We start from the raw sequence: 14,149 nt of genomic DNA on the forward strand, positions 1-14,149 counted from the left end.
TCCTCGATCAGCTTTGCCCACGATGTCGACCGAGAGCTACCCATTGCCCTGCCGCCCAAACCCGCAGCCCGCCCTCTGGCGCCTCGGCGTGGCCGCGACCGCCGTCGTGCTGGCGGCAGGGTGCTCGTCGAATCCGGTCGACGTGCCACCGCCGACGATCACCCCAGCTCAGGCCGCGCAGTCTCCCCCGGCGACCGGGAGCCTTCCGGGCACGGTGGTGCCGCTGGACGCTTCTGCGCGCGCCGCGACGTTCGACGAGTCGACCCAATCCCTGGTGGTGCTGACCGCCGACGACGGCGGCTCCGCGCTGACGATTCTCAGCGGTGCCGGGCAGCCGCAGGCGGTGCCGCTCGCCGGTCCGGCCACGGCGATCACCGGCCATGACGGCGTGGTGTTCGTCGCAGCCACCGGGGGTTACCACCGGGTCGATCTGACCGACCGCACGGCGACCCGCGTCGACATCGACGGCCGCGAGGGTGTGGAGTTCACCGCGATCGCGCGGCGCGCCGACGGCCGGTTGGTGCTGGGCAGCGCCGACGGGGCGGTGCTCACGCTCGCCGACGACACCTCCGTCGCCGCCGAGGTGAAGATCTTCGCGCGGGTGGACGACCTGGTGACCAGCGGCGATACCGCGGTCGTGCTGGACCGCGCCCAGACCTCGGTGACCGCGCTCGACGCCGCGGGCAGCGGCAAACAGCAGGCGCTACGCGCCGGTGACGGCGCCACCACGATGGTCGCCGACGACGCGGGCTGGGTGCTGGTCGCCGACACCCGCGGCGGCGAACTGCTCGTGTACGGCGTCGACCCACTGATCCTGCGCCAGCGCTACCCCGTCGCGGACGCGCCATACGGGCTGGCGACGTCGGACAACGGCTGGGCGTGGGTGGCGCAGAGCGCGACCAACACCGTCGTTGGTTACGATCTGGCAACCGGCATCCCCGTCGAGAAGGTGCGTTATCCGACCGTGCAGCAACCCGACTCGCTGGCCTTCGACGACGCCTCCGGCACCCTCTACGTGGTCTCCGGGGCGGGTGCGGGGGTTCAGGTGATCCGCTCGGCGGAAGGAACGCGATGAGTTCGGCACGAGGGCCGATGCCGGCAGCCTGGCATCAGGCGGTGGCCGAGGATTCCGGTGAGTACGAGTGGATCCCACTGCGGCTGCCGCCGGACGTCACGCGCGTCAGCGCGTCGGTGCGGCTGTCGATCGAAGCCGAGTACCGCGGGTGGGAGTTGACGCGCGTGCGCCTGTACACCGACGGCAGTCGACGGGTGCTGTTGCGGCGCAGGAAACGCGCGGACACGCTGCCCTTGCCCGACCAGCCCGCACTGTGATGTACCAAGCGCTGCGACGAGGGCTGTTCCTCGTCGAACCCGAGCGCATCCACACTGCGGTATTCGCCGGCCTGCGGGCCGCGACCGCCACCCCGGCGTCCCGTAACCTCTTGCGCGGCAAGCTGTCTCCGCACGATCCTGCGCTGGCCAGCACCGTGTTCGGGGTGCGCTTTCCCGGACCGTTGGGATTGGCCGCCGGCTTCGACAAGGACGGTCTCGGGGTGCGGACCTGGGGCGCATTGGGATTCGGCTACGCCGAGCTCGGGACGGTCACGGCGCGACCGCAGCCCGGCAACCCGTCACCCCGCCTGTTCCGGCTCCCCGAGGATCGCGCGCTGCTCAACCGCATGGGTTTCAACAACCACGGCGCCGCCGCGCTGGCCGCACAGCTGACCCGCCGCGCCGCCGACGTGCCGATCGGGGTCAACATCGGCAAGAGCAAGGCCACCCCCGCCGAGGCCGCGGCCGACGACTACGCGCACAGCGCCCGACTGCTCGGCCCGCTGGCCACGTACCTGGTGGTCAACGTGAGTTCCCCGAACACACCCGGGCTGCGCGACCTGCAGTCCGTCGAGTCGCTACGTCCGATCCTGCAGGCGGTGCTGGCCGAGACGTCGACGCCGGTGCTGGTCAAGATCGCACCGGATCTCGCCGACTCCGACATCGACGACATCGCCGATCTGGCGGTCGAGCTCGGGCTGGCCGGCATCGTCGCGACCAACACGACGATCTCGAGGGCCGGTCTGGCCACTCCCGGGGTCGAGGCGCTGGGCGCGGGCGGGGTGTCGGGGCCGCCGGTGGCCCGGCGCTCGCTGGAGGTGCTGCGCGCGCTGTACCGCCGCGTCGGGGACCGCATGGTGCTGATCAGCGTCGGCGGCATCGAAACCGCCGACCACGCCTGGGAACGCATCACCGCCGGGGCGACGCTGCTGCAGGGCTATACCGGCTTCGTGTACGGCGGCGGGCTGTGGGCCAGCAAGATCCATGACGGGATCGCCCGCCGCCTGCACGACAACGGTTTCGGCAGCCTCACCGACGCGGTCGGCTCGGCGGCAGGGTAGTTCGCGGGCCGGTTGGGTTGAGGCGGGCCGCTCGGGGCCGCTTGGGCCGTTCGAGCGTTCCGGGCCGCTCGGGGCCGCTCGAACCACACCAGCCCCACCTCGGGCGCTTGCCGTGCCGCCCGAACCACACCAGCCCCAACTCGAGCGCTCCCCGGGCCGCTTGAACCACACCAGCCCCAACTCGAGCGCTCCCCGGGCCGCTTGAACCACACCAGCCCCACCTATCCGCATAATGCAGGACTCTTCTCGCACTTTCCCTGCAAAAGGCAGATAGGTGGGACTCGTGTGGTCTGCGCGGACCTGGGTGTGGTCTGCCCCTGGGGCCTGTGTGGCATGCGGGACTCGTGTGGTCCGCGCGGACCTAGTGTGGTCTACCCCTGGGGCCTGTGTGGCATGCGGGACTCGTGTGATCCGCGCGGACCCGACGTGGTCTGCCCCTGGGACCTGTGTGGCATGCGGGACCCGTGTGGTCTGCGCGGACCCTGGTGTGACCTGCGGGACCGTGGGGTCTGCGTGGACCTAGTTCTGCTCGTAAGTGCCGTGGATCAGCGCCCGCGCGATGGCCTGGTTGAACAGGTTGAAGCCCAGGTACGCCGGAGTCGCGTCGGCCGGGACGTCGAGCTTCTCCACCCCGACGGCGTGCACGGCCACGATGTAGCGGTGCGGGCCGTGTCCGGGTGGCGGTGCAGCGCCGATGTAGCGCTTGAGTCCGGCGTCGTTGGCCAAAGTGACTGCGTCGCCGGGGAATCCGCTCGAGCTACCGTCGCCGACACCGGCGGGCAGTTCGGTGACCGTCGCCGGCAGGTTGAACACCGCCCAGTGCCAGAACCCGGAGGCGGTGGGCGCGTCGGGGTCGAAGACGGTGACCGCGAAGCTGCGCGTCGTCTCGGGGAAGCCCGACCAGCTCAGCTGCGGCGACACGTCGGAACCGCCGGCGCCCATGATGCCGCTGACCTGATCGTTGGCCAACGGTCCACCGTCGGTGAAGGATTGGGAGGTCACGGTGAAGGTCGGGAGATCGGGCAGGAAATCGTACGGATTGTAGGGAAACGCCACAGCGGTCATACCTTTCTCGTCGGTTGATCAGCAGTGCAACAGGAAGTGTTCGAGCACGTTCGCTCCGAACGTCAACGCGTCGACGGGTACCCGTTCGTCGACACCGTGGAACAGCGCAGCGAAGTCGAGATCGGGCGGCAACCGCAGCGGTGCGAAGCCGAAGCAGCGAATCCCCAAGCGCGCGAAGTGTTTTGCATCCGTGCCCCCGGAAAGCATGTAGGGCACGGTGCGGGCCTCGGGATCGGCGGCCAGGATCGCGTTGTTCATCGCCTCCAGCAGCTCACCGTCGAACGGGGTTTCGTAGGAAGGCAGTTCGGTGACCCACTCGCGCGTCACATCCGGCCCGATGATCTCGTCGACCTCGCGCTCGAAAGCTGCCAGCCGGCCGGGCAGGACGCGGCAGTCGACGATGGCTTCGGCGGTGCCCGGGATCACGTTGGCTTTGTATCCGGCTTTGAGCATGGTCGGGTTGGCGGTGTCGCGTAGCGTCGCGCCGACGATGCGCGCGATGCCGCCGAGCTTGGCGACGGTGCCCTCCAAATCCGGCGACGACGGGTCGAACGTGTAGCCGGTCTCCTCGGCGACCGCGGTGAGGAACTGCTCGACCGCCTCGGTCAGCACGATCGGGAAACGGTGCCGGCCCAGCTTGGCGACGGCCTCGGCGACCGCGGTGACGGCGTTGTCGTCGTGCACCATCGATCCGTGCCCGGCACGACCGCGCGCACTCAATCGCATCCACATCATCGCCTTCTCGGCGGTTTCGATCAGATACAGCCGGCGCTCGCCGCCGTCGCGACGCGGCACCGTCAGCGAGAACCCGCCGACCTCCCCCACCGCTTCGGTGACGCCCTCGAACAGATCGGGCCGGTTGTCCACCAGCCACCGGCAGCCGTAATTGCCGCCGGCCTCCTCGTCGGAGACGAACGCGAACACCAGGTCGCGCGGCGGCACGATGCCGGCCCGTTTGAAGTGCCGTGCCACCGCGATGATCATCCCGACCATGTCTTTCATGTCGACCGCGCCGCGGCCCCACACGTAGCCGTCCTCGACGGCGCCGGAGAACGGGTGCACGCTCCAGTCCGCGGCCTCGGCGGGCACCACGTCGAGGTGGCCGTGCAGCATCAGCGCGCCCCGCGACCGGTCGGCCCCGGGTAGCCGCGCGAAGACATTGGCTCGCCCTGGCGCCCCGGCCTCGATGTATTCACACTCGTATCCGACCTCGGTGAGCTGCTCGACCACCCATCGGGCGCATTCGGCCTCGCCTTTGGTGGTGGCGGGGTCGCCGGTGTTGGAGGTGTCGAACCGGATGAGAGTGCTGACGATGTCGACGACCTCGTCGCTGGGTGTCGGTGCGGACGTCACAGTCCCTTTCCTACCACTGTTGGTCCGCGCGCCCCGGTCTCGGTCGGTCCGGCTGGTTTGGTCCGGGGATGGGCGATCCGTTAGCCTTAGCTGCCGCAGAGCAGGTCCGAGTGGCGGAATGGCAGACGCGCTAGCTTGAGGTGCTAGTGCCCTATTAACGGGCGTGGGGGTTCAAGTCCCCCCTCGGACACAATCGTCGACACGCCGGTGGAACATTGTTTCGCCGGCGCGCCAGTCTCAGTCGACAGCCAAGGCCGCTGCCGCCAGCTTCTCGAGGTCCAGGTACTGCGCCTCCTCGACGGTGACCGCCACGAAATCGATGGTGCCGCCGGTGAAGGTGCCGGGCGTCTGGTAGTCCCGGCTGACCGCGTCGCCGCTGTCGCGCCCGATGCACAGCCCGTCGCCGGACAGGGTGAACTTCCCGGACTGGGCGCGCATGTCGCCCTGGGCGGCCACGTGATCGTCGACGTAGAGCGTGGTGGTCCCCAGCGATTCACCGTGCTCACCGGCGCGCTGACGGATGAACTCCATTCCCAGCGTGTGCCGGCCGGGTGTGAGCTCGTCGGAGATGAACTTCTGCTCTGGTTCGATGCCCAGGAAGTTGTAGCTGTAGTGCAGTCTGCGGTCCTTGACGTAGAGCGCGTGGCCGCCGAACCGGCTACCGTGCGCAAAGATCACCCCCGAGCAGTCGGGACCGTCGATCTGCACATCGGCCAGGATCTTGTAGGACCGGCCCCGCACGTTGACCGCGACCCCCTCCGGGACCGGTGAGGTGCCCGGGTAGTAGACGTAGCGCTGCCGCGGCGGCTCCTGCGACGGCCGCTCGACGGTCAGAATCTCCTGAGGGCTGCGATCGTCGAGCGGCAGCACGAGGTTCCTCTCGGCCTCCTCGTTCCAGGCGGCGATCAGTTCCTGCAGTTTCTCGGGATGGCGGGCGGCGAGATCGATCGACTCCGATCGGTCGCTGTCGACGTGGTAGAGCTCCCAGGTGTCCTCGTCGAAATGTCCTTGTCCGCTCAGCGCGGCGTGAACCGCAGCGGCTTTCCAGCCGCTTTCCCAGATCCCGCGGGTGCCGAGCATCGCGTAGTACTGCCGCGTCTTGCGGGTGGGCGCGTCTGGAGCCGCATCGAACGTGTACCGCATCGACACCCCGGACAGCGGGAATTGCTCGACGCCGCGATACACCGTCGGCATCTCCAGCCCACACACATCGAGGATGGTGGGGACGATGTCGGTGCAGTGGTGGTACTGCTTGCGGACTTCTCCTTGCGCCGCAATCCCTTTGGGCCAGGAGATCACCAATGGGCAGCAGGTGCCGCCCGCGTACTCGGAGTAGCGTTTGAACATCTGGAACGGTGTGGAGAACGCCACCGCCCACCCGGTCGGGAAATGACCGTAGGTGTCCTGGCCACCGAGCACGTCGAAGTACTTCATGTTCTCTGACAACTCGTCCGGGTAGTTGTTGAAGAACTTGTTCTCGTTGACCGATCCGCTGGGACTTCCCTCCCCGGAAGTGCCGTTGTCGGCGCAGTAGAAGACGATCGTGTTCTCCAACTGGCCGGTCTGCTCGAGGTAGTCGATCAGGCGGCCGATCTGCGCGTCGGTGTACTCCGACAGTCCGGCCCACACCTCGGCCATCCGGGCGAACAGCTTGCGCTCGTCCGGGTCGAGGGAGTCCCAGGGACGAACGGCGTCCGCTGGGTTGGCGACGTCGCCGGGCATCGGGTTGATGGGCGTCAACCTGGTGTCCTGGGGCAACAATCCCTTGTCGATCATCCGGGCCAGCACCCACTCCCGGTAGGCCTCGTAGCCTGCGTCGAACTTGCCCTTGTACTTGTCGATGTACGCCCTGGGGGCTTGGTGCGGCGCATGATTGGCGCCCGGACACAACCACATGAACCACGGCTTGGACGGGTTGGACGCCTTCTGGTCGCGGATCATCTGCAGCGCCTGATCGACCAGGTCCTTGGACAGGTGATAGCCCTCGTCGGGCCCGTAGGGCTGATCGATGAACTTGTTGTCCTCGACCAGGTCGGGGAACCACTGGTTCGTCTCGCCACCGAGGAAACCGTAGAAGCGGTCGAAGCCCTGCTGCAGCGGCCACTGCGACCGCCCGGCACCCGGCGCGACATCCTGTTCGGGGACGTTGTGGTTCTTGCCCAACCAGAATGTGCTCCATCCGGCGTCCTGCAGAACGTGGCCGATGGTGGCGCACTGTTCGGGTATGCGGCCGTTCCAGCCGGGGAAGCCCTGTGCCGCCTCGGTGATGGAGGAGCAGCCGTTGAGGTGGTGGTTGCGGCCGGTCAGAAATGTGGACCGGGTCGGCGAGCACAGCGCTGTGGTGTGCCACTGGCTGTAGGACAGGCCCCGGTCGGCGAGCTTCTGCAACGTCGGCATCTCCACCCCGCCGCCGAACGGCGACCATGCCGCCAAACCGGTGTCGTCGTAGAGGATCACCAGCACGTTCGGAGCGTCCTCGGGAGGTCGCGGTGGAGTGAACGGCCCCCAGTCCGGCACGGAATCGCGCACATCGAGATTGATCACGCCCTCGAACGGCTTGCTGTCCATGCTCGATCTCCTTCACCTCAGTCCGGAGGATCCATCGGGATCAGCTGCCTGCGCGAATGGTCTGTTCCCCACCGGACCAGCTTCCCAAAGGCTAGGCGCGCCACGGCCGGAAATGACCCGTTTCGGACACTCGATCGAGCGCTTCCCGCCTTGTCGGGGCCACCGCCCGCAGAATGGTCAGCGATGGACACCACCAGAGCTTCGGCACCGGCGCGTGAACTCGCGCTCGATCTCTACCGTTCCGCAGCGGTCATGCTCGTCGTCATCGGGCACTGGCTGCTGTCGGTGATGACCTACCGCGACGGCGAGTTCGGTCGCGACAACCCTCTGGTCCTGATGCCGTGGACGCAGTGGCTCACCTGGGGGTTCCAGGTGGTGCCGGTGTTCTTCGCCGTCGCCGGGTACGCGAGCGCGGTGTCGTGGGCGCGGCGGGATCCCGCGACCGCGTCGCGCCAGGAGTGGGTGCGCCGCCGGGTCGCGCGCACGCTGGGGCCGACGGCGGTCTACGTCGGGTTCGTGATCGTGGTGATGGCGGTGCTGCTGGCCGTGGGTATCGACGGATCGGTGCTGGCCCTCGGCGGCTGGGCGGTGGCCATGCACCTGTGGTTCCTGGCGGTGTATCTGATGGTGGTGGCGCTGACCCCGGTGGCGGTGGCCGCCCACTCCCGGTTCGGGCTGGCGGTTCCCGCCGTCCTGGCCGCGGGTGTGGTGCTCGTCGACATCGTCGGCATCACCACCGAGCAGCAGCAGATCCGCACGCTGAACTACTTCTTCTGCTGGGCGGCCATCTACCAGCTCGGAATCGCCTGGCACGGCGCGCTTCTGCGACAACGCGTGCTGGTGGCTCTGGCGACGGCCGCCGCGGTCGCGCTGCCGATCCTGGTGACGTGGGGCCCGTACCCGATCGCGATGATCGGCGTGCCGGGCGTCCGCGTCGAGAATTCCGCGCCGCCCTCGGTGGCGCTGTTGGCGTTGGCGACCGTGCAGATCTGCGTGTTGCTCGCGCTGGTGCCGCTGATGAACCGGGCGCTCGCGCGCGGCGCATGGCCGCGACTACTCGGCGTCGCCAACAACAACGTGATGGCGCTGTACCTGTGGCACATGATGCCGGTCATCGTGGTCACGCTGATCGGCTACCCGACCGGGCTGCTGCCCCAACCGGAGCTCGGGTCCGGTGCTTGGTGGCTGGCGCGGCTGCAGTGGGAGATCGTGCTGGCAGTGGTGACCGCGGGCCTGCTGTGCCTGCTGTTCTGGCAGCGACGCTTCTTCGCCGCCCCGGTGCCGACGTTCGCGGTGCCCGTCCCGCCTGCGCTCGGTGAGGCGCTGCTCTATGCCGGCACCGCGTCCTCCGCGTTGGCGCTGGCGCTGTTGTCGGCCAACGGATTTGCACCCGACGGCCGGCTCCCGGTCAGCGCGATCGTCTTGTTCGGCGTCGGCGCGCTGCTGGTCGCGGCCCGGCCGCGGACCACTCAGTACACGTCGCGCACATAGCGCTTGTCGGCGACCATCCGGCGCTTGTAGTCACGCGCCTTGTCCTGGCTCATGCCGCCGTGGGTGCGGATGATCTCGGTCAGCGCGTCGTCGACGTCGCGTGCCATCTGGGTGGCGTCACCGCAGACGTAGAAGTGGGCCCCGTCCTCGAGCCAGCTCCACACGTCGCGCCCATAGTCGAGCATCTTGTGCTGGACGTACACCCGTTGTCTCTGATCGCGCGAGAACGCGAGATCGAGGCGGTTGAGCAGCCCGCCGTCCACCATGTCGAGGAGGTCGTCGCGGTAGTAGAAGTTCTGGGCGCGGTGGCGACCACCGAAGAACAACCAGTTCGGTCCGCGATGTCCAAGGGCACTGCGTTCCTGCAGGAACGCCCGGAACGGCGCGATCCCGGTGCCGGGGCCCACCATGATCATGGGGGTGCGCGGGTCCTGCGGGGGACGGAAGTTCGGCGACCGCGCCAAAAACACCGGCACGGTGGCGCCGGATGGGGCGCCGGCGAGGTAGGTCGACGCCACTCCCCCGCGCGGGCTGGCGCCGTCTCTTCCGTACCGCACCACCCCCACCGTCAGCTGCACTTCGTCCGGGCTCACCAGGGGGCTCGACGAGATCGAATACTGCCGTGGAGTCAACCGGACCAGCACCTGCTGCCACGCCTCGATGTCTGCGCGCACCGCGAATTCCTCGACCAGGTCGAGCCCATTGCGGTCGACCAGCCACGCCTGCAGCGCGTCACGGTCCTTGCGCAACCGCTTGGCCAGGTCCGGGCCGACGCAGTTCGCGGCGACGAACGCCACGAGGTCGGGCGTCACCTTACCCACGTCGTAGTGCGACGTCAGCGCAGTGTGCAGCGACATGTCCTGCCCGTCGACGACGACGGATTCACCACCGGTGAATCCGGTTGCCGCCAACCACTTTCCGACGACCTCGGCGGAGTTTCGCACGTAGACACCCAACGAATCGCCGGCCGCATAGGTCAGACCGCGGCCACTGATGTCGAACCCGATGTGGTGGACCTGCTGGGCCGACGTGGCCGGGGTCAGGGCGGTGTTGCGGCACAGCGGTGCGTGCACCGGATGCTGCCGGGTGAACGGGGCGGGACTGTCGGTCGATGTGTCCGCTGCTGCGCCCATCGCGGTGAGCACCGACCGCATCCACCCGTTCAGCGGTGCGTCGTCGGACACCTCGCAGTCGGCGCGGTCGGCGATCCGGACAGCACCGAGCTCGGTCATCCGCGCATCCAAAGCGCGTGCGTGGCCGCAGAATTCGGCGTAGGACCGGTCGCCGAGACCAAGCACTGTGTAATCGACACCTGCCAGCGCCGGAGCCTGCGCGGAGGCCAACCGCTCCCAGAACGCGGCACCGTTGTCGGGTGGCCCGCCGTCCCCGAAGGTACTGGTCACCATGATCACCGAACCGGACAACGCGGCAGGGTCGACGTCGTCCATCGCCCGCAGCCGGGCACCGGGCAACCGGGCGCCGAGCGCGCCGGCGAGCTCCTCTGCGTTGCCGGTCTGCGACGCCCACAGCACCAGAGGTCCGGTTGCGTCCTCAGACTCGTCGGCCGGCGGTTCGCTGCCGGCCGGCAGGTCGGTCGGCAGCGGCGTCAGACGCACCGCGCACACCTTCAGCTCCGGTTGCAGGGAGTACGGGTCGACGGCGTCGTTGGTGACGGCGTTGACGGTCACCTCGGGGCCGTGTTCGTCGTTCCAATGGAACGGCGCCCACGCGGTGCCCGGCAGCACCCGTTCGGTCAGCGTCGCGGGCAGCACCGCGCGGCCGCGCCGCGACTGCACCTCCACACGCGTCCCCTCGCAAACGCCCAGTTTCGCAGCGTCGTCCGGGTGGATCTCCAGCACCGGGCCCGGGTTGAGTCGGTTGAGCCGCGCGACGCGGCCGGTCTTGGTCATGGTGTGCCATTGGTGCTGCACGCGACCGGTGTTCAGGATCACCGGGAACTCGTCGTCGGCGGCCTCAGCGGCAGGTAGGTACGGGCGTGGCAGGAACGCCGCGCGCCGCGACGGGGTGGGAAACGCCAGCCGGGGCCGGGTGCCGTCGGTGTCGGCGAACAGGTCCTGCGAAACACCGTCGTTGAGGTAGCGGATCGGATTGCGTGCCGGCGCATCGTCACTGGGGCACGGCCACTGCACCGGGGTTTCGCGTAGCCGCGTGTAGGTGATGCCGCGCAGGTCGTAGCCGGTGCGCGGGTTGTGGAAGCGGCGGATCTCGTCGAAGATCTGCGCCGCTGAGGTGTAGGCGAAGTGCTCGCCGAACCCGAGACGTTCGGCCACCGCGCAGATCAGCTGCCAGTCGGGGCGGGCCTGTCCAGGCGCGGCGGTGCATTGCGGGGACAGGGTCAGCGTCCGTTCGGAGCTGACCGTGACAGCATCGAACTCCGACCACAGAGCCGCCGGCAGCACGATGTCGGCGAACCGGTTGGTGGCGGTGTCGGCGTAGACGTCCTGGGTGATCACCAGCTCCGCGTTCTGCAGGCCGGCGATCACCGTGTCCCGATTGGCCAGGCTGGCAACAGGATTGGTGCAGATGATCCAGACGGCCTTGATGCGGCCGTCGCGCAGGCCGCGGAACGTCTCGACGGTGCCGGGACCGACCTCGGAGCGGATGGTGTCCGGCGGCAGGCCCCACTGCTGCTCGACGAAGGCGCGGTCCTCGGCGCTGGTGACCACCCGCTGCCCCGGAAGACCGGGCCCCATGTAGCCCATTTCGCGGCCGCCCATCGCGTTGGGCTGCCCGGTCAACGACAACGGTCCGCTGCCGGGCCGGCAGATGGCTCCGGTGGCCAGATGCAGATTGCAGATCGCGTTGGTGTTCGCGGTGCCGCGGGTGCTCTGGTTCAGTCCCATCGTCCAGCAACTCATCCACTCGCCGGCCTCGGCGATCATCGTGGCGGCAGTGCGGATGTCGGCTTCGGCCAGACCGGTGAGTGCGGCGACGCGGTCGGGCGGATAGTCGGCCAGAAACGCCGGCATCGCGTCCCAGCCTTCGGTGTGCGCGGCGATGAACTCCTCGTCGATGGCGCCGTCGGCGACCAGTAGGTGCAGCAGACCGTTGAGCAGCGCCAGGTCGGTGCCGGGACGGATCTGCAAGTGCAGGTCGGCGCGCTCGGCGGTCGCGGTGCGGCGAGGGTCCACCACGATCAGCTTCGCTCCGGCCTTGAGTCGATCGGCCATGCGCAAGAACAGGATCGGATGACAGTCGGCCATGTTGGAGCCGATGACGAAGAACAGGTCGGTGCAGTCGAAGTCCTCATACGAGCCGGGCGGACCGTCAGCACCCAGAGACTGCTTGTAGCCGGTGCCGGCGCTGGCCATGCACAGCCGCGAGTTCGACTCCAGATGCACGGTGCGTAGAAAACCTTTGGCCAGCTTGGTGGCGACGTACTGCGCTTCCAGCGACATCTGGCCCGACAGGTACACCGCGACCGCGTCGGGGCCGTGTTCGTCGACGATGGCGCGCAGGCGCTCTGCCGCGGCGTCCACGGCGTCGTCGACGTCGCACGGGACCGGGTCGCCGCCCCGGGACGGACGCAGCAGCGCCGAGGTGAGCCGCCCGTCGGTGCTGGTCATCACCTCGGCGTGGGTGGCACCCTTCGTGCACAACCGTCCGAAGTTGCTGGGGTGCAACTTGTCTCCGGTGACCGTGGCGATCACCGGCGCGCCGGTCGCGGCGTCGGGACGGGTCTCGACGGAGATCCCGCACCCGACGCCGCAGTACGAGCAGGCGGTCCGGGTCATGTCTGGGCGGCGGCGCTCGGTGCCGGGGTGCGTCCGATGTGTTCGTAGACGCGGTGTTCCTTGAGGCGCAGGAACACCGCCCAGGTGACGACGGCGCAGACGATGTAGAAGCCGAGGAACACCCAGAACGCGTTGGTCGCCGACTGTGCCTCTCCGACATAGGAAGCGCGCAGCACCACGTTGATGAACACCCCGCCGAGCGCGCCGACGGCGCCGGCGAAACCGATCAGCGCACCGGACATCGCGCGCGACCACGCGGCCTTCTCGGTCGCGTCGAGGTCGTCACGGCCCTGCGCCTTGGCCTCGAAGATCGACGGGATCATCTTGTAGGTGGAGCCGTTGCCGATACCGGACAGCACGAACAACAGGATGAAACCGATGACGTAGCCGGCCATCTGGCCGCTCGTGGGCGCACCGGCTGACGCGTCGTCGAGCGTGCCGGCGATCACGACGATGCCGGCGGCGAGCATCATCGCCACGAAGGTGTAGAGGGTGATCCGGCCGCCACCGACCCGGTCGGCGAGCTTGCCGCCGAACGGCCGCGCGATCGAGCCGAGAAGCGGTCCCAGGAAGGCGATCTGGGCGGCGTGCAGCGACGCCTGCGCGGGCGTGTCACCAGAGGCCAGGAAGTTGATCTGCAGCACCTGACCGAACGCGAACGAGAAGCCGATGAACGAGCCGAACGTGCCGATGTAGAGGAAGCTCATCACCCACGAGTGCTTGAACCGCATCGCCTCGATCAGCGCCCCGAAGTTGGACTTCTGATTGCGCAGATTGTCCATGTACATGGCTGCGCCCAGCGCCGCACCCGCGATGGCGACCAGGTAGATGGCGCAGACGATTTCGGGTCGGGCGTTGCCCACCGCGGCGATCACGAGCAGACCGATGAGCTGGATCACCGGGACGCCGATGTTGCCGCCGCCGGCGTTGAGGCCCAACGCCCATCCTTTGAGACGCTGCGGATAGAACGCGTTGATGTTGGTCATCGACGACGCGAAGTTGCCGCCCCCCAGGCCGGCGAACGCGGCGATCACCATGTAGGTGGTGTAGGACGCCGGGTTCTTCATGTAATACAGCGTCAGCGCGGTCGGGATGAGCAGGAGCAGCGCGCTGACGATGGTCCAGTTGCGGCCACCGAAGCGGGCCGGCGCGATGGTGTAGGGAATCCGCATGAACGCCCCCACCAGCGTGGGAACGGCCACCAGGTAGAACTTGCCTGCCGCGTCGATGCCGTAGACGTCCTGCGGCATGAACAGCACCATCACCGACCAGATCGACCACACCGAGAAGCCGACGTGCTCGGCCACGATCGACCAGATCAGGTTGCGTCGGGCGATGTCTTTTCCGGCGGGCTTGCCGCCGACGCCTTCCCACGCGTCGACGTCTTCTGGATCCCAGTGCTCGATGTCGCGGTTGCGGGTTGCTGCTGTAGTTGCCACGGATCAAAGTCAACTGCCGAGCCATTCCGCACCGGTTGCACGTCGGTGACCGGTACGAAAAAAGCGCCTCACATATCGGCCGGGC

At 68.4% G+C, this 14,149-nt stretch carries 8 protein-coding genes, 1 tRNA gene and 1 pseudogene; 5 read left to right on the plus strand and 5 right to left on the minus strand.

Annotated features, from left to right (window positions below):
* The first annotated feature begins 43 nt into the window (after positions 1-43).
* The 3 genes from ACQI46_RS05830 to ACQI46_RS05840 are packed head-to-tail and all read left to right on the plus strand — an operon-like array spanning position 44 to position 2,393.
* On the plus strand, positions 44-1,075 hold the full coding sequence (locus ACQI46_RS05830) for a YncE family protein (RefSeq protein ID WP_427093196.1): 1,032 nt from the start codon (positions 44-46) through the stop codon (positions 1,073-1,075).
* Positions 1,072-1,332 (plus strand): DUF5703 family protein, encoded by a 261-nt coding sequence (locus ACQI46_RS05835; RefSeq protein WP_427093026.1) that lies wholly within the window; start codon positions 1,072-1,074, stop codon positions 1,330-1,332. Before ACQI46_RS05830 ends, ACQI46_RS05835 begins: the two co-directional genes overlap by 4 nt.
* Positions 1,332-2,393, plus strand: a complete 1,062-nt coding sequence (locus tag ACQI46_RS05840; protein ID WP_427093027.1) for a quinone-dependent dihydroorotate dehydrogenase — start codon at positions 1,332-1,334, stop codon at positions 2,391-2,393. The genes ACQI46_RS05835 and ACQI46_RS05840 overlap by 1 nt, the downstream gene beginning before the upstream one ends.
* Positions 2,394-2,912: 519 nt before the next feature.
* Here the strand turns inward: ACQI46_RS05840 and ACQI46_RS05845 are convergent.
* Together ACQI46_RS05845 and ACQI46_RS05850 are read right to left on the minus strand one after the other, a co-directional pair.
* Positions 2,913-3,449 carry a YbhB/YbcL family Raf kinase inhibitor-like protein gene (locus ACQI46_RS05845; protein WP_427093028.1) on the minus strand — a complete coding sequence of 179 codons (537 nt, stop codon included), beginning with the start codon at positions 3,447-3,449 and terminating at the stop codon, positions 2,913-2,915.
* 27 nt (positions 3,450-3,476) lie between these two features.
* Entirely contained in the window at positions 3,477-4,811 is a 1,335-nt protein-coding gene (locus ACQI46_RS05850; RefSeq protein WP_427093029.1) for a M20/M25/M40 family metallo-hydrolase, read from the minus strand.
* A gap of 104 nt (positions 4,812-4,915) precedes the next feature.
* Between ACQI46_RS05850 and ACQI46_RS05855 the strand changes: the two genes are divergently transcribed.
* Positions 4,916-5,001, plus strand: a tRNA-Leu gene (locus ACQI46_RS05855).
* A gap of 47 nt (positions 5,002-5,048) precedes the next feature.
* Here ACQI46_RS05855 and ACQI46_RS05860 read toward each other — a convergent pair.
* Positions 5,049-7,364: pseudogene (locus ACQI46_RS05860) on the minus strand (arylsulfatase); the annotation flags it as partial.
* 198 nt (positions 7,365-7,562) lie between these two features.
* Between ACQI46_RS05860 and ACQI46_RS05865 the strand changes: the two are divergent.
* Entirely contained in the window at positions 7,563-8,870 is a 1,308-nt protein-coding gene (locus ACQI46_RS05865; RefSeq protein WP_427093030.1) for an acyltransferase family protein, read from the plus strand.
* On the opposite strand, the gene ACQI46_RS05870 is transcribed toward ACQI46_RS05865, so the two are convergent.
* Positions 8,849-12,625, minus strand: coding sequence for a molybdopterin-dependent oxidoreductase (locus ACQI46_RS05870; RefSeq protein WP_427093031.1), 3,777 nt, complete (start codon positions 12,623-12,625; stop codon positions 8,849-8,851). The two genes, ACQI46_RS05865 and ACQI46_RS05870, sit on opposite strands and share 22 nt — an antisense overlap.
* Positions 12,622-14,064, minus strand: a complete 1,443-nt coding sequence (locus ACQI46_RS05875; protein WP_427093032.1) for a nitrate/nitrite transporter — start codon at positions 14,062-14,064, stop codon at positions 12,622-12,624. The genes ACQI46_RS05870 and ACQI46_RS05875 overlap by 4 nt, the downstream gene beginning before the upstream one ends.
* Positions 14,065-14,149 lie beyond the last annotated feature (85 nt).

The organism is Mycobacterium sp. SMC-4 (assembly GCF_050205565.1).
Taxonomy (GTDB): domain Bacteria; phylum Actinomycetota; class Actinomycetes; order Mycobacteriales; family Mycobacteriaceae; genus Mycobacterium.

Bases quoted from the DNA above. Each gene is read 5' to 3' on its own strand.
- ACQI46_RS05835 (WP_427093026.1), top strand. From the start codon at position 1,072: ATGAGTTCGGCACGAGGGCCGATGCCGGCAGCCTGGCATCAGGCGGTG.
- ACQI46_RS05840 (WP_427093027.1), top strand. From the start codon at position 1,332: ATGTACCAAGCGCTGCGACGAGGGCTGTTCCTCGTCGAACCCGAGCGC.
- ACQI46_RS05865 (WP_427093030.1), top strand. From the start codon at position 7,563: ATGGACACCACCAGAGCTTCGGCACCGGCGCGTGAACTCGCGCTCGAT.
- ACQI46_RS05870 (WP_427093031.1), bottom strand. From the start codon at position 12,625: ATGACCCGGACCGCCTGCTCGTACTGCGGCGTCGGGTGCGGGATCTCC.